Below are 21957 nucleotides of genomic sequence, written 5' to 3'. Positions count from 1 at the left end.
ATTATAACAGAAAGCAAGAGATTTTGTTAAAAAAACTCCTGCAAAACCAGCAAAATTTAAAAGCCGATGGAATTTACTCTTGCACTGGAATTTACTTTTTCAAGTCAGCTCGTTTTATACCCATCCCATGTTCCACCATATATGCAATTTTCAACGTAAGCCATGCCTAAATTGTAACCTCCACTTACCTTTCTCATTATTTCCTTATCCAAAATCTCAAAGTACTTACTATTATTTATTTCGGATCTATCACCAAAGAACACTTATCATCTCCTTCCATACTAAAACTCCAAACTATCCTCATTGAGCAGAAAATATTTCATGCCCATGATCACAAAGCCTTCCTCATTTCTCCAAGGCTTTTTTGTTCCATTTACTATAACAATCTTCTTAAATGAATCCGGAATATTTCGGAGTGAATTAAGTTCCTGTGTTTGTTTTTCCTCAGAAGTCATATCATAAGCCACCTGAATGTAATATCTCTGACTGCCCTGGTTTACTACAAAATCAACCTCTAGCTGCTTATGAACTCTCTTTCCGTCACTATTCTTTGCAAATACATCCACAATACCAACATCTACATTGTAGCCACGCACAAGCAACTCATTATAAACAATGTTTTCCATAATATGAGTCGGCTCCTGCTGTCTGAAGTTTAGTCTGGCATTTCTAAGTCCTATATCCGAAAAATAGTATTTCAGATTGGCTCCTACATATTTTCTCCCCTTAATATCATACCGGTCCGCTTTAGAAATCAAAAATGCCTCTGCCAAATAATCAATATGATTGGATATAGTTTTATTGCTGTAATTGATACCTCTCTCACTTTTGAAAGTATTTGATATTTTTGTTGGATTGGTAGGTGCTCCTATGGCAGAAGCAAGAATGTCCACCAAAGTTCCAATCTCATCAACATTTTGAATTTTATTCCGCTCTACCACATCCTTGATATAAACATTGGTAAAAATATTTTTAAGATACTCAGCCTTCTGGCGTTCTACAGAAAATTGTGCCACTTGTGGTAAACCACCGTATATCATATATTCTTCCCAAGCATCATCATAATCTCCATCATAAGCCGCATAGAACTCTGCAAAAGACAACGGATAAATTCTTATCTCATCTCCTCTGCCTCTAAATTCAGTTACAATGTCACTAGATAAAAATTTAGAATTACTGCCGGTTACATACACATCAATGTTACTGATACGAAGCAAACTGTTCAGCACTTCCTCAAATCGTGGCATAAACTGTACTTCGTCCAAGAGCAGATAATACTTCCGGTCATCTTCCACCCGCTCTTTAATATGCTGATAACACTTCTTTGGATCTCTCAGTTCCTCATTTTCAATGCCATCTAAAGCAATCTCAATGATGTGGTCATTATCTATGCCACTCTCCAGTAAATACTTCTTAAACAACACAAATAACAGGAATGATTTGCCGCATCTCCTGATTCCTGTGATAATCTTAATCATTCCGTTATCTTTTCTTATCTTTAACTGTTCAAGGTATGAATCTCTCTTAATCTCCATAGTGTCACTCCTTATTTTTGTGCATTGCACGAATTTTGGTAATGTTATTTTACCACTAAATTATTTTCACTTCAATAGCCATTACTATTTTTTGTGCATTTGCACTTTTTTATGTAATGATTATAGATAATATGCAAAAAGGATACCTACACCATGTCCTGTAACACGATATAAGTATCCCTTTGCTTGATAACTACAACACATATAAATAGACTCTCAGAGATTAATCAATTTTTCCCAAAATCTATAATTTGACGGGTATTCCAAACACCACAAATCTTCTCCGTATGGAATATCCAAAGTATGGTTTTCGCTTTTGGTATAATATTGTGTTGCTTCCCGATTCCCCATTCTAACAGTAAAGAAGCCATTTTCTATGCCTGCATGTTTTATAAATTCATCAATATCATCATTAGAATAAGTCAATCCTACATATACAGGATCATCGTTCATCATATACCGCCAAAAATGAGCATATCTCTGAGTAACTGCATCATGCTCTGCTCCCCGCATATGTTCCGAGTAGGGAACCCCAACACCCTTGTCATTTGTAAATAATGCATGCTCTTTTCCGTCTGAAGAAACATATTTGAAGTAATGATTCTGTCCGAAATCAATTATATTGTTACAAGCTTTTATTTCTAATAACTTATTTGTATCTATTTTAGGAATCTGGTCTGCTGTAAATCGAACACCTGCAACTTCATATGTTTCTCCATGTTTTCGTACCTTAGAGCTGTCATTATTGATAACCAGCAACAACAAATCAGAAATATAACTATTTTTTTCTGATGCAAACGATGAATATATCTCTGAATAAGCTACAGAATTATTACCTCTCACATATAAATCAATCATCCCATTTTGCATAGTTTGTTACCGTCTTATTGGTAACCTTAAGTTCTTTGCTGACTTCGATAGGCGTGAACTCTCTTTTGTAGTTCTTCATGAGCAGCAAGAGCAATTCTTTTTCTCTACTTTTTAGATACGAAAGGCTTCCCTCCAATTTTTCGCTGTTTGAGCTCTCCGGCAATTCACAAACCTTATTTGAATACAACAGTACCATGCGAAGGAAATAATACACTATTTTTTCACTATTTTACATTATTCTTTTCACTATCTTCTTCCTGCTCCTGTCCTTCCAGAAACGCCTTTATCTTCTCACCATCTTCTGCCCGGATTTCTCCGTGGGAATTTCCATCAAAGGTAATATATTCGTAGGTCTTTCCTGCCTGCTCTAATGCTTCCGTTAATTTATCTGCCTGTGCAACGGATACTTTTTCATCTCCGGTGGCATGAGTGATAAGCAGCGGTGTATTAATTTCATCCGCCCAATAGGTTGCAGAACGTTTCTCATATTCCTCCGGTATCTCTTCCGGGGAACCGCCTACCAAAGAATCGAATATGGTCTGCATATCACTTCTTTCCTCATATGACATAAAGCAATCGGAAAGGCCAGATACGACAACTGCCTTATGCACCCGCTCATCCCTTCTTAACACTTCATAAGTCATCATTCCGCCTCTGGAAATACCCATCATATTTATGGCATCCTTATCAATATAGGAAAATTGTTTACACAAGTCTAAAAGCCGGATAACATCATCCACATCTGCTCCGCCAAACTGATCTTCTCCTTCACTGCTTCCACATCCCCTGTAGTTTGATGCAATGCAAATGGTATGAAGCTGATAGGCATAAAAGCAGGTTTCTATATTTTCCAATGCTCCGTAATCCTGATTTCCACCATGATTATAAATAAGACAGGAAGTCTTTTGTCCATCCAGTAAATCTTTTGGTGCACTGAAATATCCTTCAATTTTCAGTCCATCGCTATCATAATAAAACCGATAAGATACATATTCTGATAAATCGATTCCTGCCTGGCTCTCATAATCTTCCAGATCTATTTTTTCATATTCTGTAATTCCAGCCTGACGAAAGTTCTCTTCTACCAGCTCGTCTGCGTCCAAAGGCTCTTTATCCGCAGGTGCAGTTTCTGTTTCTGATTCTGAGTCTGATTCCATCTGCGTCTCTGTTTCCGTTTTATTTCCTGTCTCAGTCTTCGTTTTATTTTTTCCCCGATTTCCTGCCACTACAACTACAATCACTGCCAGAATAATGACTCCAAGCAGAACCCCAATTCCAATAACCTTTTCCTTTTTCATAATTTTTGCTAAACCTCCCGCCTTGCCGCTTCGATTTTTGCCACCCATTCTTTTCCATGATATACCACAAATTTATACTGCTGTTGCGGTGTTGACACAAGAATACTCTGTGAAATCAGGAAATTGCTTCCCATTTTCACCTCTGTAACCTGCTTCAATGGAATCGTTACTGCCTTTTCTCCAATATTAAATGCATGTGCACTAAAAGACAGGCTTTCTGTGGTCAGCAGCAATTTGCCACCGGTTGATACAAGCCCGGAAGAAAAATTTGCAGCACCAAGTGCCAGTGGTTTCTCTCCCTGTCCCAATAAACGTCCATACACATATACCCCAGGGTATTTTTCCTGCTGCTTTATCTCTGTATGAATCGCAACATTGCTTAAATCCACATAGTTTTCCTCAGACACAATAATATAGCTTCCACAATACGCACAGTTTTTTTGCTCCGGCTGAAATGGTGCTCCACAGTTCGGACAGTTTAATGCTTCGATTTTCATCTTCCCTAACTCCTTTATCCTCTATTCTATAATCTCATACTGCATCAGTTCGTATTTTAACTTGCTTCCCTCCATAATTTCTGCCGGAAGAAGCGCTCTTGCCACAAGTTTCAAATCATCTGAAGCAATGTCTGTCCTCTTTAAATTTGCATAGTCTCCATCGATGGATACAACTTCATAATACCATGTTCCCATATTCTATAGCTCCCTTCTTGTTAAAATATTTGTAAAGGAGTGGGAAATGTGATGCCGGTTTTCTTCCGGCGGAATGTGATGTAATATCCACAGTATTTACCGGAATGTGGATGCATGATAAAGACTGTTAGGGGCACTTGGAATTTTGTCTCACATCAGGCAACGCTGGCACAGGGATGTGCCAGCGAGGTGCATCTGAGCATGGATGCGAATTTGCACCGGTTGCCAGAAAAAAAATAAAATTTAAATCAAAATTCTTAGTACCCCTTACAGTTTTTATGCAACATTCACATCCGGCAAATGCTGTGGATATTCAAACACTACCGTCGAAAGATTACCACCAGTCTCTTTCCCACTCGCCTTTCGAATCATTTTATCAAGAATTATAGCAGATTTTCGTAAAGAATGCCACTTCTACTGATACACCCACAAATCCCGGATCTGGCTCATAAGGTCTTCTATCTTCCATGCCTTATTACTGTTCTTTTTACTATTGGAATCATTCACTGTTATTTTTCCTTCGGAATCTACTCCTGTTAAAACAACAAAATGTCCGGATGTGGTAAAATCTCCCGGTCCCATGATACAGATAATCGGATGTCCCTGGGATAATTCCTGCCGGATGCTGTCTTCATTTAAGCTCAGTTCCTGCGCGGATAAGCCAAGCTTTGTGGCAAGTTCCGTCATCATACTCCAGGAAGATCCGCTTCCATTGACATAGAAGCCATCCTCCTGTGCCATCTGGGCAACGGCATAAGGATTCATGGAAGTATCTCCGGTCAGTCCCACATAGACCATGGACAATGCCGTCGGACCACATCCTGTAATTGCAAGGAAATTATCTCCATAGGTTCTATAGCCCCAACGCTCGTCCCACTGAAGGAAAAGCGGTATTTTACCATCTGTTACATCCGATGAAATATCAATCGGCTGCTCGTTGTTTCCATTCTTCTTATAATCAAGCACAAACTGTCTTGCTTCTTCATTTTTCTCGTAAAGTTGTACCAGGCTTTCCGGATACCCCTCTGCCGTAAGTGTTGCCTCTGATTTTACATTCCAGTGATTTAAGAAGCCTTGCACAAATGATGTTCTGCCCGCGGAAAAAACTACCAGCAGAATTACTGCTGCCACAAATATTCTTTTGATTCTTCGCATTCTTCTTGCTTTTTTCCGGCGCATGCTCCGCTTTTTTATGTTCGTTGCATGTTGTGTATTCCGCTGTCCGGCTGCTCCTGATTGTTGTAAATTTCGTTGTCCTTCCTGTTCTGACTGCATCATAAAAAACACCCCTTTTTCATTCTTTACTCTTAGTAAAGCACACGAAAAAAGAGTGTTCTTAAAGATATTCTATTTCATTTCTTAGATTATTCTTAACAGAAAAATAAATTTCTAAATGATATATTAATATTTACCAGTCGCTATCCCAGTCAGATGAATTAGAATCCCAGCTGTCATTGGAATCCCAGTCATATCCACTGTCTGAACTGCTGTCCGAGCTGTCTGAGCCATAATGCTCTTCATAATATCTGCTGTCTTCAAAATTGGTAATGCTGTTATCCCAGTCATAGCCATTCTGATAAGTCATTTCATAATCAGAACGGTTATTTAAAATATCATCCGGTACCTCATCACTGTCTACCTTATCATAGTCATAACCATCATACTCGAACCAGTTATTGTGGCTGTGTACATAGACCGTATTTTGGTACTGGTAATAACTTGCCTTCTTGTAATTATGTATCGGAATCAGAACGATTAAAAAGCACATCAGGAAACAAACGGCACAGGTTAAGAATTTCTTTCCGGAAAATCCCTGATATATCTTTTCAAATACCGTGCTTTTTTCCCTTAACCCACAAACAATAAGGTCTAATATCACTGCCACAGGTGCTGCGGCAATCAGTGCAATAAAAAGTGCAGTTCCAATTCCCCGGTATAATGTATCTAACACAAAGAGTACAAAGGATCCAAAGAAGAAAAGAAAGAATGCTCCAATCCCGGCAAAGGTTCTTCCTATTACCTTTCCTGTTGACATTGGCTTTCTGTTATTTCCATAACTGCTTCTTACATTTCCAGCCCGATTATGTTCCTTCTGGTTTAAGATTTCCTCTTTTAACTTAAGATACAGTTCATTTACCGCATAGGCTTCATCCGTTCCCTGATAGCGGATTGCCCGCTCGCCGTTTGCCTTGTTCTTATAGACAATAACATTCTGTCCTTCCCGGTAAATACCAAAGGCTTTGGGCTGTGTGTAATTGATTCCGATAAAGAATCTCGTCACTTCATACGGCGGCAGATTCCGTGCCTGATACCACTGCTGCAATTCTTCAATAGTCTTTGGCGTATGGTCTGCAGTACGCTTTACTGCCTGATTGGTGGCTCCACAGTAAGGACATTTCTCATCTGTTTCCTTAATGATGGAGCCACAGTATTCGCATTTAATCTCCATAGCTATATAAGCCCTTTCTCCATAAAACTCCTGTTACTTTTTATACTATTCTATTCTTCCACCCGATGCAAGCCCATTTAGAACAAAGAATGTGCCTTGGCACACATCAAAGTCTCCGGTCAGTCTTTGACTTTTCCATTCATCCGCATAATTACAGCAAAAATTTTATCTCTGCTAAAAATTCCCGCAGCATATTATTTGGAAGATAAACCGGTGTAGACTTTGCTGCTATCCCACAGATATTGTCCAGTCCATATTTTCGTGCAATCTGCTTTGCCCGGAACAGATGAAAATCATTGGTGATAATTCCAACGGATGCCCCATCTTTTATCAGTGCCTTGCTGTACTCCATATTCTGCTCTGTATTTAAGGACTTATCCTCTAAGAGAATCCGGGACGCATCAATCCCCTGTTCTTTTAAATACTGTGCCATTCCTTCGGCTTCGGAATATGGTTCATTTGCACCCTGTCCACCGGATACGATACAGATTGTCTTTGGATTATCCTCTAAATATTCCACTGCCTCATCCAGTCGGTATTTTAACGCAGCACTTGGTCCGCTTTCCCTCACCTGTGCCCCCAGCACAATAATATAGTCAAGTCCCGCTTCGCCTTTTTCATGCATCTGACTTATGATACAGCCTTCTACGATGAAAAATGCTGTAAATCCCACTGCAACGACAGCAATACAGATTCCCTTAACCAGCCGGGGAACTTTCTTCCAGAAAGATTTCCAGACAGAATACCCAAACAGGAAGAAAAGTACCGCCAGCCCAATCCACACAAGAAAAAATGATGTTCCGGAACCCGTTGCCAGTACCATCCCCGAATAAACAACACAAAGTAGCGCCAGTACCGTAAATATCAGAAATGTTATTTTTTTCTTCATGCCCTCTCTCCTCGTTTTCTCACAACAACCGGTATCCAGGTAATACAAAGGAATAAGAACAATGCTCCACCGGAAAGCAATGCTCCCAGTTTCAGATTCGGTGTTGTATATTTTAATATAATATCATGGCTGCCTTCTTTTAATGGAATGCTGATAAACGCATCGCAGAAATGCTCATAATCCACTTCTTCCCCATCCACAAAGACATGCCAGCCTTCATCATCCGGCACGGACAGCAAAAGAGTTCCGGCTTTTTTTACGTTGATGCTGCCTTCGATTCTGCTGTCACTGTAGGATTTTAACTCCATGGTCTGCTGGGATAATGTATGATATGCTGCCTGAAATGCTGCATCATTTAACCGGTAGCCCTGCACCAGTATCTGATCCGTATCGGCAGAAGTCAGCGTAATATCTTCCCCAGCCTCACAATAGCCCAAATCCAGTAAATAGACATGGTCACATTTAGAAAATGTCCGCGTGCGGTTTCCAGTGGTTGCGGTAATGGTTTTGGCATCCTTCATCGTATAATAACCATAATAATAGCCGGTTTCCGTTACCTGAATCACGGTTTTGCCATCATGTAATTCTGCATCCACCGGCTCTAAAAGATTCTCCGTTGCACCAAGGGCATAGGCGAGTTCATTCTGTGCCATTATCGGTGTTCCAAGGGTAAAATCCCACTTTTCCGTCAAATCACTATCTACCATAAAACCAAGTGGCAGTGTATAAGTATTTTCATATAAGTATATGCCATTCTGTTCTGATATCAGACTTCGATACGGACTTTCCTCTTCTGCACTGTCCGTCAGGATATATTTTACCGAAAGCAGCGAGGAAGTAAGCATCGTTGCACCATTATAGCAGTAATAATTCTTGCCGCCTTCCATTCCCATCTCCCGGTAGAAATCTGCCACATCTTTATTTATAAGAGAAGAAAAAATAGATGCGGATGCATAGTTTGAAAGTGCCGACTCATTCTTCGTCATCCGGTTAAACTTATCCATACGGAAGAAACCGTCACCCTCTGCTCCTGCTGTCTCCGCCAGTGTTTTATAATCCTCTAAATGCTGGGTATACAGCGTCCGGCTGGTAGTAGAAATACTGGTCGTGTCAAGATTTACGCCTGCCTCGGCACATACCAGAATCACCGCAAATATCGATACGATAGTCCGCATCGTCTTATCCTTCCGCCGATAGAATAACAGCAGAAGTGCATAACCTAAAATCAAAAGTCCTGTTAAAAGCATCTGCTCCGGTGTCACCTGCTCTAAATCTGTAAACCGGAAACATAAAACCAATACCAGCTCCGCTAACAGGAATGCAAATAGGATTTTAAAAATGCTATTGCCTCTTTCTTCCCGCACTGCTTCATAACCTAAGGTCAACAGTAAAAATGCAAATAAAAAGGTCTGTCTTGCCGGAAGTCCATCCGGAAAATGAAAGCCATGCCAGATAAAATCCAGTTTATTATTTGCAAAGCTCACAAAGAAAAAGGCCACCAGTAAGAGTCTTGGAATCTTTGCACCAATTCGGATCCTGCGATTCAAAAGATAAAGGAATAATAATAATAAAATTGCCGCTCCGCAGTAAAGATTTGGCATATGTCCTACCGTAGAAGACGGCTCGACACCAATGCAGAACCTTGCTGCTTCATCCAGCAGGCCAAAATACCACTCCATTTTTCCGGAAAAGAGATTCCACCGGAACCACTCCCGCTTAACGCCACAATCTCCGGCAGAATCAGTATTGCTCCCATACCGCCTGCCAGGATGGAGCCGGTCGCAAATTTAAGAATTGCTTTTCCTATTCCGCTTTTCTGCTCTAATATCAGAATCACAAAATAAAGCACCAGATAGATACAGACCATAATGGAAATATAGTAGTTTGAAAGAATCGAAACCGCCAGTGTACCACATAAAGCGTCATCTTCTTTCCTTCTACCAATCTTTCCAGACCCAGCAAAATAAGCGGCAATAACACCACCGTATCCAGCCACATAATATCCCAGTTATAAGCACACATAAACCCGGATAACGCATAGAATACCGCAAATAAAGCAATGCGATATCCATTATCTTTATAATGCCGGTTTAAGTAAAATGCAAAAGTAAGTCCGCTAAGTCCAATCTTAATTAGAATCAATACCGTCATAAATTCGATTACCAGATTAGACGGACATAATAATAACAGCCAGTTAAAAGGACTGGAAAGATAATATGCCATCAGGGATACAAAATCTGTACCAAGCCCCAGATTCCATGTATATAATAACCCGCTTCCGCTCTTTAACTTATTCATGAATTCCGTAAAAAACGGTGCATACTGGTGATACATATCAATATGCAGAAAACACTGATCGCCAAAAGGATAAATCTCATGGCCGATACAGACTCCCAGTGCAAGAAAAAACGGAATGCAAAAAGCCAGTATTAACGGCATCTTCTTATTGTTTTTGATTCGAAGTAATCTTTCCTTCATTTCTATTTTTCTCCATCCCAGTCAAATAAAAGATAATACTGCAGCGTCTGATAATTAAGCCATGCATCACTGCCTTCTGCTTCCGTATGCTGCGTGGAAATCAATGGCATCTCCTTCTTTTGTTCCAGTAAATAATTCTGATAATCCGACAACGGAACTCCTGCTGCTTCCATCATCTGTGCCCCCAGATAGTTGGCACTGCTCTCCTGATTTACCGCCTCATCAATATCATAATTTGCCCAGATAACATAAGGCACCTTATAACGAAGCTGATTTTCTTCTTCTGTTAAATCAGAGGATGATTTGCCTTCTAAATTCCAGATTGGCTCCACCACTGCATCTGTCGGCTGGTGGTCACCAAAGAATACGATAACCGTAGGTTCGTCCTGTGTCTCAAAATAATCAATCAGCTTTTCCAATGCAGCATCCGATAATTTTACCAGTGTCAGATATTCCGATAACTGGGCAGATACCGTTCCATCTACTGTAACATTTCCCTGAAGATTCTGATAGCCGTCGGTATATGGGCTGTGATTCTGCATGGTTACATTAAAGATAAATGCCGGCGTTCCTGCATCCTTCTTCTCATATGTCTCAATAATCTTATCCACACAGGATGAATCATCAATATAGCCCCGCTCATAGGTGGAACCATAGAAATCCGTGGAAGAATAAAAGCTGTCAAATCCCAGCAGCGGATATATCTTATCCCGGTTCCAGCCGGACGCATAATACGGATGCATGGCATAGGTCTCATAGCCCAAGCTCTTTAGATAGGATGCCATGCTTGGTGTGTCCTTCGTAATATACTGCTGATACGGAATACTACCAGCCGGAAGAAATGCCATGGTATCTCCCGTTAAAAATTCAAATTCCGTATTTGCTGTATTTCCACCCTTCACCGATACATTCAAATATCCGGTCTGGGTATTTTCTGCCCCCTGTTGCAGGCTGTGAATAAATGGCATATAGTCTTCATTTACCGTAAGTGCCTCATCGGACAGGACCCCCAAATCGGAAAAGGCTTCATCCATAATGACGATAACATTCGGAAGCTGGCCTGTTGTTTCTTTCTGATTTGCGAATTCCTTTCCAACATTATTTCTCTGGTCAGATGCCGTCCATTCAAGACCATCCTCATTTTCTAATAATTTCTTTGCCTTTTCAACAGAATATCCTTCCGGCTTCTCCACCTTAAGATACTGCATATCCATAAGAAACGTCACTGCAAAGCCATTTCGTTCATACATGACTGTAGGCGTAAAAAGGAACGGATAAAGCTGTAATTCACTTACCATTGCATCATCCTGTACCATCCAGCCAATTCCTGCCATACAGGCAATAGAAATCACAGCACTGCCTGCACGGAGCAATATCTTTTTCCGTGAAATATGAATCTTTGCATAACACTCCGTAAATGCCAGAAAGAGCATCAGAAGAATCAATGCAATCTGACGGGGCGGCAAAGTATAATCATAGCCTCCGGCAACACTGGCTGCCGTTCCAAGAGACAATAAATCCCACGGAACCACCGGAGAACCACGGAAGGAAATGACATAATAATTCGCAATGCTCAGTGCAATTCCAAGAATTGTCTCCATGCGAAGTGCAATCACTGCACTTCCGGTAATCGCCAGCAGCAGCCACACAAAAGCCTCAAATAAAAGGAGATTTAGAATTTGTGCTCTCCACCTGGTTCTTACAAAAGGATTATATGTCATAAATGCAGTAATATAAAAAAGCAGAACCGGATATCCGAATAATATCGCATATTTCAACCACTTTGGTGCGTCTGCATGATAAATCCTTTTTATGAAATTTTTCTCTTTTCTGCTTTCTTCCTGCATAGCCTGTTTCCTCAACTTTCCATTCTCATTGCCATAACCTGCTGGTACTGCCACTGACAGTTCTTTCCTAAATACCCGGCAACAGAAAAAGGAGTTTCAAAACAACTGTTTTGAAACTCCCACATATTTCGCATGAAATTATACTCTGGATAAATACTCACCAGTTCTTGTATCGATTTTAATGACATCATCCTGCTCTACGAATAATGGAACCATTACAGTTGCACCAGTCTCAACAGTTGCAGGTTTTGTTGCACCTGTTGCAGTATCACCCTTGAATCCAGGTTCTGTCTCTGTAATCTGAAGTTCAACAAACAATGGTGGTTCAACAGCAAATACGTTGCCATTGTGAGAACAGATTTTACACATTTCGTTCTCTTTTACAAATTTTAATGTATCACCGATGGTTGTCTTATCTAAAGCAATCTGCTCATAGTTTTCAACATCCATGAAGTAATACAAATCTCCGTCAGAATATAAATACTGCATATCTTTACGGTCGATACGTGCCTGTGGGCATTTCTCTGTTGGACGGAAAGTTTTCTCAACTACACCGCCACTCTTGATATTCTTTAATTTGGTTCTGACAAATGCAGCACCCTTTCCAGGTTTAACGTGCTGGAATTCAATAATCTGATAAATATTTCCTTCTAATTCGATTGTAATTCCGTTTCTGAAATCTCCTGCTGAAATCATCGATATTCCTCCTAATTTTCGTTGCTAAGCACCATAAGACGCCGCCATCGGCAGGTTCTTACGGGTATTGGAAAAAATTCTCATTCCAAACTTGTCACTCACTCGTTCTATTCTATAATAAAACAAGCCATTTTTCAACCTTTTTTTGTGACTTTACCCTATCTTGATTCAATTTCGTGAATCATGGCAATACGTTTTTCATGTCTGCCACCCTGAAATTCTGCATTCAGGTATGCTTTTACAATATCTTTTGCCTTCTCGATTCCAACAATTCTTGCTCCAAATGCGATGATATTGGCATTGTTATGTTCTTTTACCAGATGCGCAGTTGTTACATCAGAACATACTGCTGCACGGACACCTTTTACCTTATTAGCAGCTAAAGAGATTCCAACCCCGGTACCACAGATTAATACGCCACAGTCTACTTCCCCGGCTGCAACTGCGCGTCCTACTTTTTCACCATACTCCGGATAGTCACAACTCTCGGTAGAATCTGTTCCGTAATTTACAACTTCATGTCCCATTTCCTCTAAATACTTTTTAATTGCAAATTTCATTTCGACTGCACTGTGGTCATTTCCAATTCCGATTTTCATAATTTTTCTTCCTTCTTTCTCTTCCTTGTATAAAAAAATAACACAATTTTCTCCAGATATCTCTTTAAAACAATCTGTATTTCCTCTTTCGGATGTATCGGTTTTACCAGAATTGTACGGATTCCCGCACGGTTTGCCCCATACACATCCGTAAATATCTGGTCTCCCACAAATAACGTATTCTCCGTGGTGGTTCCCATCTCTTCCATTGCCTTAAGATAATTTTTCGTTGACGGTTTCCCTGCCTTGTAAATATAAGAAACATTTACCGCATCATTGAACATCTTCACCCGTGGTTCCTTGTTATTCGATAACAGCATACAATGATAACTCAGCTCTTTTAAATGAGCAAACAGCTTTTTTGCCCGCTCATCCGCCGGTGCCCCGTGTGGAACAAGCGTATTATCAATATCAAAAATAATGCCCCGGTATCCCTCTTCATAAAGCTTATCAAAGTCAATGACATAGGTAGAATCCAGATATTCATCGGGATAAAATCTTTGCAGCATATCCTGTCTCCTTTATTTAATCAGTGCAGAAATCTGTTTAAATACCGGTCCGCCTGCCTTACGTGTCAATTCAAATAAAATAGCTTCCTTAGATGTAATCAGAATACCTTCCTGTTCTGCTCTCTTTAAACCAAGTTCCTTATCCAGTTCTTTTCTTGAAGATACACAGTCTGCTACGATAACCGGCTGATACCCTGCTGCCTTTAAATCAATGGCTGTCTGAAGTACACAGATATGTGCTTCAATTCCACAAATCAGGACATTTTTACGCTCTTTATCCATTGCTTCATATACCGCTTCTGTTTCATATGCAGAAAATGTGGTCTTGTCATATGCCACATCACTTCCAATTGCTTCACAAATCTCCGGAATATTATTTCCTAATCCCTTGGCATACTGTGTGGTCAATACCATCGGTATTTCCAATAAATTAAGTCCCTTTAATAATGCAGCAGAATTTGCCACAAGTTCCTCTCTTCCTGACATTGCCGGCAAAATCTTCTCCTGATAGTCAATTACAATACATGATGTATTTTCAGCTAAAATTCTCATTTCTAATCTCCATTTCTGTTTTTTCATTCTACAGTATAGCAGAAGTTTTCATTCTTGCAAATAAAAAAGAACTTCTAAAATATGATTTTCTAATATGGTCTGAAACAACAACAGTTACATAAAAGATTCAATAACAGCATACTCATGCACCAGCCGCTGCTGCCGGAATATGGCCGTTCATATTCGCCGCCTCTGCTCTGATACCATGTTCCACCAAACTCTAACTGCTGCTGCAGCTGACGATATTCCATATTACTCGGTTCCATATTGACAGCCTGACTGGCATGCTCCTTTGCCGTTACATTATTACCGCTTCCGGCATTGGCAATTGCACTGTAATAATACCAGCGTGCCGTTCTGTCCGAAATGCCATCTAACACATGCAATGCTTCTTTAAAACAACGATTCCGGATGTAATTTGCAGCCGCCTGCATCTCTACCGATTCACCGGAAGCACTGCTGCCATAACCGCTGTTTCCATATGCACCATTGGTTCTGCCATAGCCAAAACCACCATAACCATAGGCGCCACCGCCGCCGTAACCGCTTCCATAGCTGTAACCCTGCTGTTTCTGTTTCATAATCTGGTCATAAGCCATCTGTACTTCTTTAAATTTTTCTTCTGCCTGTGCACGGTCAGGATTATTTACATTGGCATCCGGATGATATTTGCGGCTCAGATTCCGGTATGCCCTTTTGATTTCTTCATCTGTTGCTCCCGGAGCTATGCCCAGCACCTTGTATGGGTCCATACTACTTACTCCTTCTTAATTCTTAACTTCACTTTGTTGCACTTTTCCTGTCTGCCTTCTGTTTTTCGGCTTTCTGTTTTTCAAGAAGCTTCTGCTGCTTCCGCTCACGTTTCAGTCTGTTGTACTCATATTTCGTCCAGACTCCGGAATATAATACATTCCGCAGAATGTCCGCATGCATAAGAATTGGCAGACGTTCAAAGGACTTGGCACACTCTGACATCATACTGGTCAGCAACAGCTTCACAAAGGTATCCAGATTCTGCATATCCTCTTTCCGCTGTACCCGGAAAACATTGTATGCATTTTTACGCTTATCTGTTTCAAAATCCTCATAGGCATCCATCAGATAAACAAACTTCCCTAAATAGAATCCAAAATATCTGAGTTCTTCTGCCCATATATCTTCCCGCCATGCAAAAATTTCGCCCAGCATGGTTCCTGTCAGTCCTGATATTTTATCAATATTAGATTCCTGTGCATCCTCTGCCTTACCCAGTTCTTCGATATAGGTTTCTACTGCCTTTACCTGTCTTGGGTATTTTGCCATGATGCGATTATAATCTTTTCCCAGCATTCTGGCAAATGCTTTTTTCGAATAAGAACGATTGTCTCTCCAGTCATCTTCAAAATTCTGGTAGGAAAGAATAATATTCATATCAGCAGCATATTCTGTTGCTTCATTGATTCTGGCTGTCCGTTTTTTCGTCGGATGCAGCGCACATACAAAATCTGTGCTTTTATCCTCCAGCTCATAAAGTCCGGTCAGAAGCACTACCAGAAATGTCATGTCATAGTTTAAAAGCATCTGGCCTTTACGGCCGGAAACCTCCTTTAGTTTCTGACAAAGTCCGCAGTAATAACCCTGGTAAATCTTTTTATTTTCATCTGATAATTCATTACGATTGATATTTACATATCCAAACATACTGCTTCCTCCAAATAGCTACAGCTTAACTTTTCTTTATGAATTCCATTCTGCATTTTGGACAGGTAATGCAGATTTTACCTTTTCCCTTTGGAACACGAACCTTCTGTTTACATCCCGGACAACGATAAAACCGGTAAATCTTACGCTGCTGCCACTGTTTCTTCCATGCATCCTTTTTTACCACCGCACGATATTTTGCATTCAAATACTTCTGATTCTGTGCATACATCTTGGAAATGTTCTTCGAAAACATACGATAATAAGTATACACCAGAAGAACAATTCCAACTATATAAAATATACCAAGGTGACTAAAAATTGAAACTACCAGTAATATCAGTGCAATTCCAAGATATAATCTTGATAACTGATCTACTCCATATCTTCCTGACATAAATCTCGCTAACTTCTCTTTCAAATATAAGACCTCTCTTCTTTTTATATCTACGCACCTGCCACCGGCAGTTCCTTACGGATGCTTACGCAAAAATATGGTGATATGTATGTTCACATATCACCATACCCTGATATTCATCTTAAGTCCCCTGCTTTTCTGTGTCAACAGAGTTATTGTCTTTTAAGAAACATTTTAGAATTACATTAGATTTGATAGTAAGAAACCAAGCAGGGCTGTAAGCCGGGTTATGTTGAAAATGGTCATCTATCTAGGACGGCTGTTGCCAACCGCCTCAAGCAACCTACCTTAAGCTGGCGGGCCACGTCAATGCTTAAATCTGGTCTTGCTTCGAATGGGGTTTACAGAGCCATCTCTGTTACCAGAGATGCGGTAGTCTCTTACACTGCCTTTCCACCCTTACCAGTTACCTGGCGGTACATTTCTGTTGCACTTTCCTTGGAGTTGCCTCCACCGGATGTTATCCGGCATCCTGCCCTGCGAAGCCCGGACTTTCCTCGTCTGTATGTCTTTCGACAATGCAGCCGCGACCATTCACCCTACTTGGTTCTTCATGGTTTTATTATATGGTAACGTTACCAGTTTTTCAACCTTTTTTTGATTTTACGAATTGCTTTTCCGGTCTTATACGATTTCGTTTCCATTTTTCCAATAAAATTTTTTTCTTTTGTTCTAATCCAAATCAAACAGCGTTGTTCCTAATATTTTCATAGATGCACTGCTCTGTGGAATGCCCTGGGCATTTTCACCCAGACCATAGCTGTCTCCATAATAGTCAAAGGTACTGACTGCATGAACTGCAATCCGCATATTACCATTGGTAATTGCCTCCTGTACTTTTGTATCCGTCAGATTATGAACTGTGACTTTATACACTTCCCCGCTCTTTAAGCCTCTCAGTCTTCCGGCAGAATCTGTCGTAACCGTATCTCCGTTTACTGCTTCTGTTGTGATATACACCTGATTTTCTGCTACGTGTACCGGAATTGCAATACTGCTGCCATTTTTATCTACCATGGAATAATCCACACTGATTTCCTTATCTGATGTGACGAGATTCGAATCTGTTACGGTATAATAAAAATTTACTTCATTTTCCAGTGCCTTATTTCCGATGGCATTATCAGTATGTACATAAACAGCTTCCTTTTCTGCTGAAGTACGGCTTCCATTCTCTAAAAGCTTTACTACCGGATCTTTGATTCTTGTCTTGTACGCTGCAACAATGGTATTAAAGAATAACTGCTTCTCATTCACGTTACTTATTGTACTGTGTCCCACACCGGAATAGGTAATATTTCCAATGTTGTAAATATAATAATTGTTCCGCACATCATTCGGGGAACTGGTATATATCGCCGAACCATCACCGGATGCACCCAGACAGTACCACACTACAATATCACTGTTTTCATCTCCATCCATATCCTCATCCATATTCAGCTGATAATACTGGTAATGGGTATTAGCTATCGTAATCTGACTGCCAATCTCATATGGATAATGGGTAATCTGTCCATCATTTACCTGGGTTGCATACATGCTGGCATTGTTTTTCAGGTTTCCAAGAGAAACATCATTTCTTTGTGTTGGTAACGGAAGTGTACGCCACATCATGTACTGGTTATAAGCATACTTTGCTTCCGTTGTACACTGCCACGGAGCATTATAATAATAATGGAAATTGATTGCTCCATAAGTATAACCCTGTGTCTGTCCATAGGACTGCTTCTGATTCGTTCCCGGTACATACGCAATATCTTTATCACTTCCTAATACTGCAGAAGTCAGTGCCCCGCTGCCATCCGGATTCTCCCGTGTCGTTACACCACCATGTGCCGTATCAATGGTTCCGGTTGTTATCTCATTGCCAGAGGCATCTGTAGTAGTACTGATGTCTAAAAGCTGTCCTTCCTTTAATAGAAGGGAACGAAGCTGTGCCGCCTGCGGGTCTTTGGAAGTCCGCTCATTATAAGTAATTCCATAACGGTCCATTCCAAGAACACCACGGAATTTCTGGTTTACCATATAGCCCCAGTGACGTTCCACCTGGTTAAAATCTCCTGCATTACCCTGGTTGCTAAGCCAGCCCGGGTTCCAGCCATTATCGCCATCCGGATTATCCTGACAGTACATCTGCTCGGTTGCCACATTGACAAAGGAAGAGGTATCATGGGTAAACAATACACTTCGTCCGCTGACAATATAATCATCTACTGCTGTCAGTGTGTCAGCATTGGTCATATCCGAATAACTGTCCTGGAAACCAAAGATTAACATCTGATAATCCTTCAGCTGTTCAAAGGATGTATATTTGCCATCGAAATCGCGCATTGGAATGGCTGTAATTTCAAACCGGACTCCCTCTGTATTTTCAAAATTGCTGATAAAATCCTGCATGTCTCTATCTTGAGAAAGATTAAAGTAACCGCCCCATTCATTATTATTTCCCATAATCTGAAGCACCTTAACAACCTGTACACTATCATCACCAGCTGGTCTTGATACAATCGTATAACCTGTCTTTGCTGTACGGATATAGGCATTGGTGGTCTGAGTCAGTTCCAGTTTCCAGGTCAGCATACCACGATAGTCACCTGGAATGTCTTTTTCAAGATAGTACTCCTGTCCGCTGCTCAACTGATATTCTCCAGCTGCATCCCGGTTGACTTCATTGCCGGAAGCATCAAAAATGATGCAGTCCTTCTGCCGTTCGGAATAGGTATCATTTTCGATAAATTTACCATCGGCATTCATATCAAAATAAAGTCCTGCATGATATACCGTAGCCACGCTGGCATCTACGGTACTGTCAATCCGGAAGCGATAACGCAGCGTATAGACTCCGGAATCCTTCTTATCGGTACGGATTTCTACAATTTTATTGCCATAATTGTTATCCGTAGTACGTGCTGTTCCTGTACTTAATGCCGTATCACTCTCTTCTGCTCCGGTAGACGGATTGAGCATGGCAAGTTTAACCTTTGGCATATTAATATAGTACCGGAAGCTGCTCTCATCATTTGGCCTGCCTTCGGTATCCAGGTAAAAGACATTATCCTGTGCCAGATTTTCCTTTGCGAACTGATATAAAACAGAAGAATTATCTACCACCTTTGCATTGATTTCACCTTCTGTGGTCACAAAATTCTGTGCAAAAAGAACCGGATATTTCGCTCCGAGGAATTCTTCCAGATCACGTTTCTTGCTCTCTGTTATATCATTTCCGCTGGCACGGTATACTCCTACATTTCCTACTGTAACGGTAATTTCCTGACGGTCATTTCTATTCTTTGGATTATCATACTGGAAACCACTGATGGTCTTTGTTACGGTAACGAGCTTACCTAATCCGCTGTTCCACTCATCCCGGTCACCGTATGGGTCTCTTGAGCTGTCCGGATTGCCTCCATAGAGATAATTCGATGTATTATTATCTACATAATCGGTATCTAAAAGTCCGCCAAGAATAGCCTTTCTTAAGAATGCATCCCCGGTATGTGCATAGACCAGTCCGTTCATCAGTGAATCATTATAAACCGTATTTCCTTCAGCATCACGGTTCATATAATCCCCCTGAAGCTTTGCATCAGAATTTCCATTCTCTCCGGCATAACCAAGCCCAAAGTAAACCAGGTCGTATTCCATATTCATGTCTTCGATTTTACCAATAAACTCCGCTGAAGTCATCCGGGTAATGCTGATATTTTCAATAGCAACACCTGTCCAGTCTGCCAGCTTCTTTTTGGTAAGAATCCTGTCATCAGCTGTATTTTCATCAAGATAAAGTGCGCCCATTGCCGGTTCGATATCCAGCACCCGCAGCTCCTCTTTATCACTAAAGGTTCTCTCATACGGATAATTTAAAATATACTGTAAGACCATGTTCTTTGAAAGCGTGGTATCAATTGCATCCGCTGATGTACGGAGGGTATTCTCCTGTTCAATCAATGCCCGCACCGGTGCAAATCCCTCCGCCTCCTGCAGCTCCTGTGGAAAAGCTTCCAGCAGACCGGTAAATACATGCTGACGTACCCCGTCTGCATCTGTCATTTTCATGCAGTAAACATTATTTTCCGCATAATTAGTATCATTGCCGGTGTAATTGCTGTTTAAAGAAGCGGTATCACATAATTCTGCCGCATCCACAGACTGCGGGTCATCCTTTAACTCCTTCTGGATGCTCCACACCACAAGCTTTGCCATATCAGAAGTATTATAATCAGTAAGCGCACTTTCTAAGACAGTAGAATCAATAAGAACCGGTGCTTTGCCTAAAATTTTCTTATATATCTTATCCACCTGTGCAAGAAGCTCCGGAGAAGAAAGCTGATATTTCATTCCGGTATCATAACCCTGTCCGCCGATATAAATAAAATCCATACCGGATACATCTACAGAAGCAAGTCCAGACTCTGTTACTGCCGTTACTTCTACCTTTAAATCATCCTTGGACAATGCCCCTAATACATAGTCCCGGAACAGGTTATTATTATAAAGTCCACCGGTATACCAGACAGAGCCCATCTCCACCTGACAGGACTGATTTGCACTGTCCTCTTCCGCTGTTCCCGGTACAAATGCAAATGCACCATCCCCTGATGCAGTATATGAATATGGTTTTACAGCATCTAACTGTGCCAGATAATGCCCATGTTCTGAATCTGCTCCAACGTAGTAAAAATCTGAAATATAGTAATAATTACCACCTGTCATAGGATTTTCAACTGCTTCATAATAACCATCTGTTCCATTATCCCGGTACTCATATGGCTGGTTATATGGTGCTTCATCCCTAAGTGGTGTTCTCCGTTCAAATTCTACTGCATAATCCCCAGTTGCATTATAAGAGAAGGAAACTACATTGGGATTATAGTTTCCGTCATAATCCTGCCGGTAAGCATAATGTCCCTCAGCAGTAATTGTCTCATACTGTTCTTCCGGAAATACCAGCTTCTTGTAGTCCTTCTGCTGCTCCTCTGTCGGGAAAAAAGTCTCCTCATAAGCTTCTGCATAAAGTGGTGTCTTAGATGTATCACCGGAAGCTATCTTCCCGTCCTCCAAACGCTGCTTTAAGCTGTTGATATAATTCATTCTCTCCTGCTGCGTATTTTCGATACCATTCTCTGCAAAGTAAGCCAGCATTCCATCTGCTGCTAGGGCTACCGGCTCACTGCCCGCTGCAAGATAGCCCATTTCACTTTCTGCTCCATCCGGCATAATCTCTAAAATCCGATAGGTCTTATCTTCTGTTGCCATCTTCTGTGCAACGATACTTTCCACCCCCGGCAGTACTCCGTTTGCTGAAGTCTCTACCGGCCGGAATGCAGCAACCGCAACTGTTATACCTGCTACTGCTGCTACCGTTGCCTGAATGATTCTCTTTCTGGAATTTTTCAAAGAATTCTTCCGTTTCATATATCCTGTCCTCTTTTACTTCTCAAC

General features: G+C 40.8%; 19 protein-coding genes, 1 other RNA gene and 1 pseudogene. All 21 read right to left on the bottom strand.

Annotated elements, in window-relative coordinates; translation table 11 throughout:
• Nucleotides 1–104 precede the first annotated feature (104 nt).
• The gene (locus DW059_RS15870) at nt 105–263 is read right to left on the bottom strand and encodes a hypothetical protein (protein ID WP_158552043.1); all 159 of its coding nucleotides are present in this window, start codon (nt 261–263) and stop codon (nt 105–107) included.
• Nucleotides 264–281: 18 nt separating this feature from the next.
• Nucleotides 282–1535: an ATP-binding protein gene (locus DW059_RS05460; RefSeq protein WP_022244062.1), complete on the bottom strand. Its 1254-nt coding sequence runs from the start codon at nt 1533–1535 to the stop codon at nt 282–284.
• 216 nt (nt 1536–1751) lie between these two features.
• Complete coding sequence (locus DW059_RS05455; RefSeq protein ID WP_147326028.1) at nt 1752–2405, bottom strand: hypothetical protein; 654 nt, start codon at nt 2403–2405, stop codon at nt 1752–1754.
• 224 nt (nt 2406–2629) lie between these two features.
• Entirely contained in the window at nt 2630–3703 is a 1074-nt protein-coding gene (locus DW059_RS05450) for an alpha/beta hydrolase family protein (protein WP_158552040.1), read from the bottom strand.
• A gap of 8 nt (nt 3704–3711) precedes the next feature.
• The gene (locus tag DW059_RS05445) at nt 3712–4200 is read right to left on the bottom strand and encodes a zinc ribbon domain-containing protein (RefSeq protein ID WP_117698103.1); all 489 of its coding nucleotides are present in this window, start codon (nt 4198–4200) and stop codon (nt 3712–3714) included.
• A gap of 21 nt (nt 4201–4221) precedes the next feature.
• Nucleotides 4222–4395, bottom strand: coding sequence for a chorismate--pyruvate lyase (locus DW059_RS05440; protein ID WP_117698093.1), 174 nt, complete (start codon nt 4393–4395; stop codon nt 4222–4224).
• Between the two features lie 414 nt (nt 4396–4809).
• Nucleotides 4810–5673 carry a C39 family peptidase gene (locus tag DW059_RS05435; protein WP_242986127.1) on the bottom strand — a complete coding sequence of 288 codons (864 nt, stop codon included), beginning with the start codon at nt 5671–5673 and terminating at the stop codon, nt 4810–4812.
• A 130-nt stretch (nt 5674–5803) separates the two neighbouring features.
• Nucleotides 5804–6844: a zinc ribbon domain-containing protein gene (locus DW059_RS05430; protein ID WP_117698092.1), complete on the bottom strand. Its 1041-nt coding sequence runs from the start codon at nt 6842–6844 to the stop codon at nt 5804–5806.
• 151 nt (nt 6845–6995) lie between these two features.
• Nucleotides 6996–7733 (bottom strand): ElyC/SanA/YdcF family protein, encoded by a 738-nt coding sequence (locus DW059_RS05425; protein ID WP_117698091.1) that lies wholly within the window; start codon nt 7731–7733, stop codon nt 6996–6998.
• Nucleotides 7730–9412 (bottom strand): YfhO family protein, encoded by a 1683-nt coding sequence (locus tag DW059_RS05420; protein ID WP_117698090.1) that lies wholly within the window; start codon nt 9410–9412, stop codon nt 7730–7732. Before DW059_RS05420 ends, DW059_RS05425 begins: the two co-directional genes overlap by 4 nt.
• Nucleotides 9340–10172, bottom strand: a pseudogene (locus DW059_RS16720) (YfhO family protein). Before DW059_RS16720 ends, DW059_RS05420 begins: the two are co-directional and overlap by 73 nt.
• Nucleotides 10173–10213: 41 nt before the next feature.
• Nucleotides 10214–12112 (bottom strand): sulfatase-like hydrolase/transferase, encoded by a 1899-nt coding sequence (locus DW059_RS05405; RefSeq protein ID WP_242986125.1) that lies wholly within the window; start codon nt 12110–12112, stop codon nt 10214–10216.
• An 84-nt stretch (nt 12113–12196) separates the two neighbouring features.
• Nucleotides 12197–12754, bottom strand: a complete 558-nt coding sequence (efp, locus tag DW059_RS05400) for an elongation factor P (RefSeq protein WP_022244047.1) — start codon at nt 12752–12754, stop codon at nt 12197–12199.
• A 158-nt stretch (nt 12755–12912) separates the two neighbouring features.
• Nucleotides 12913–13353, bottom strand: coding sequence for a ribose 5-phosphate isomerase B (rpiB, locus tag DW059_RS05395; protein WP_022244046.1), 441 nt, complete (start codon nt 13351–13353; stop codon nt 12913–12915).
• Nucleotides 13350–13862, bottom strand: coding sequence for a YqeG family HAD IIIA-type phosphatase (locus DW059_RS05390; RefSeq protein ID WP_117698088.1), 513 nt, complete (start codon nt 13860–13862; stop codon nt 13350–13352). Before DW059_RS05390 ends, rpiB begins: the two co-directional genes overlap by 4 nt.
• A 12-nt stretch (nt 13863–13874) precedes the next feature.
• Nucleotides 13875–14414: a hydrolase gene (locus DW059_RS05385; RefSeq protein ID WP_022244044.1), complete on the bottom strand. Its 540-nt coding sequence runs from the start codon at nt 14412–14414 to the stop codon at nt 13875–13877.
• 89 nt (nt 14415–14503) lie between these two features.
• The gene (locus DW059_RS05380) at nt 14504–15166 is read right to left on the bottom strand and encodes a J domain-containing protein (RefSeq protein ID WP_022244043.1); all 663 of its coding nucleotides are present in this window, start codon (nt 15164–15166) and stop codon (nt 14504–14506) included.
• 28 nt (nt 15167–15194) lie between these two features.
• Nucleotides 15195–16094: a DUF5685 family protein gene (locus DW059_RS05375; RefSeq protein ID WP_117698087.1), complete on the bottom strand. Its 900-nt coding sequence runs from the start codon at nt 16092–16094 to the stop codon at nt 15195–15197.
• 25 nt (nt 16095–16119) lie between these two features.
• A complete protein-coding gene (locus tag DW059_RS05370) occupies nt 16120–16515 on the bottom strand; it encodes a hypothetical protein (protein WP_117698086.1) in 396 nt (131 codons plus the stop codon).
• Nucleotides 16516–16714: 199 nt separating this feature from the next.
• An RNA gene (gene rnpB, locus DW059_RS05365) (RNase P RNA component class A) lies at nt 16715–17058 on the bottom strand.
• A gap of 126 nt (nt 17059–17184) precedes the next feature.
• Nucleotides 17185–21930 carry a DUF5057 domain-containing protein gene (locus tag DW059_RS05360; RefSeq protein ID WP_117698085.1) on the bottom strand — a complete coding sequence of 1582 codons (4746 nt, stop codon included), beginning with the start codon at nt 21928–21930 and terminating at the stop codon, nt 17185–17187.
• Between the last annotated feature and the right edge of the window lie 27 nt (nt 21931–21957).

This window comes from Roseburia sp. AF42-8, assembly GCF_003435965.1.
GTDB classification, from domain to species: domain Bacteria; phylum Bacillota; class Clostridia; order Lachnospirales; family Lachnospiraceae; genus Roseburia_C; species Roseburia_C amylophila.
The sequence above is the reverse complement of the archived record's forward strand: the minus strand, read 5'-3'. Positions and strand labels throughout refer to the sequence as shown.

Bases quoted from the DNA above. Each gene is read 5' to 3' on its own strand.
- DW059_RS05460 (WP_022244062.1), bottom strand. From the start codon at position 1,535: ATGGAGATTAAGAGAGATTCATACCTTGAACAGTTAAAGATAAGAAAA.
- DW059_RS05455 (WP_147326028.1), bottom strand. From the start codon at position 2,405: ATGCAAAATGGGATGATTGATTTATATGTGAGAGGTAATAATTCTGTA.
- DW059_RS05450 (WP_158552040.1), bottom strand. From the start codon at position 3,703: ATGAAAAAGGAAAAGGTTATTGGAATTGGGGTTCTGCTTGGAGTCATT.
- DW059_RS05445 (WP_117698103.1), bottom strand. From the start codon at position 4,200: ATGAAAATCGAAGCATTAAACTGTCCGAACTGTGGAGCACCATTTCAG.
- DW059_RS05440 (WP_117698093.1), bottom strand. From the start codon at position 4,395: ATGGGAACATGGTATTATGAAGTTGTATCCATCGATGGAGACTATGCA.
- DW059_RS05435 (WP_242986127.1), bottom strand. From the start codon at position 5,673: ATGATGCAGTCAGAACAGGAAGGACAACGAAATTTACAACAATCAGGA.
- DW059_RS05430 (WP_117698092.1), bottom strand. From the start codon at position 6,844: ATGGAGATTAAATGCGAATACTGTGGCTCCATCATTAAGGAAACAGAT.
- DW059_RS05425 (WP_117698091.1), bottom strand. From the start codon at position 7,733: ATGAAGAAAAAAATAACATTTCTGATATTTACGGTACTGGCGCTACTT.
- DW059_RS05420 (WP_117698090.1), bottom strand. From the start codon at position 9,412: ATGGAGTGGTATTTTGGCCTGCTGGATGAAGCAGCAAGGTTCTGCATT.
- efp (WP_022244047.1), bottom strand. From the start codon at position 12,754: ATGATTTCAGCAGGAGATTTCAGAAACGGAATTACAATCGAATTAGAA.
- rpiB (WP_022244046.1), bottom strand. From the start codon at position 13,353: ATGAAAATCGGAATTGGAAATGACCACAGTGCAGTCGAAATGAAATTT.
- DW059_RS05390 (WP_117698088.1), bottom strand. From the start codon at position 13,862: ATGCTGCAAAGATTTTATCCCGATGAATATCTGGATTCTACCTATGTC.
- DW059_RS05385 (WP_022244044.1), bottom strand. From the start codon at position 14,414: ATGAGAATTTTAGCTGAAAATACATCATGTATTGTAATTGACTATCAG.
- DW059_RS05380 (WP_022244043.1), bottom strand. From the start codon at position 15,166: ATGGACCCATACAAGGTGCTGGGCATAGCTCCGGGAGCAACAGATGAA.
- DW059_RS05375 (WP_117698087.1), bottom strand. From the start codon at position 16,094: ATGTTTGGATATGTAAATATCAATCGTAATGAATTATCAGATGAAAAT.
- DW059_RS05360 (WP_117698085.1), bottom strand. From the start codon at position 21,930: ATGAAACGGAAGAATTCTTTGAAAAATTCCAGAAAGAGAATCATTCAG.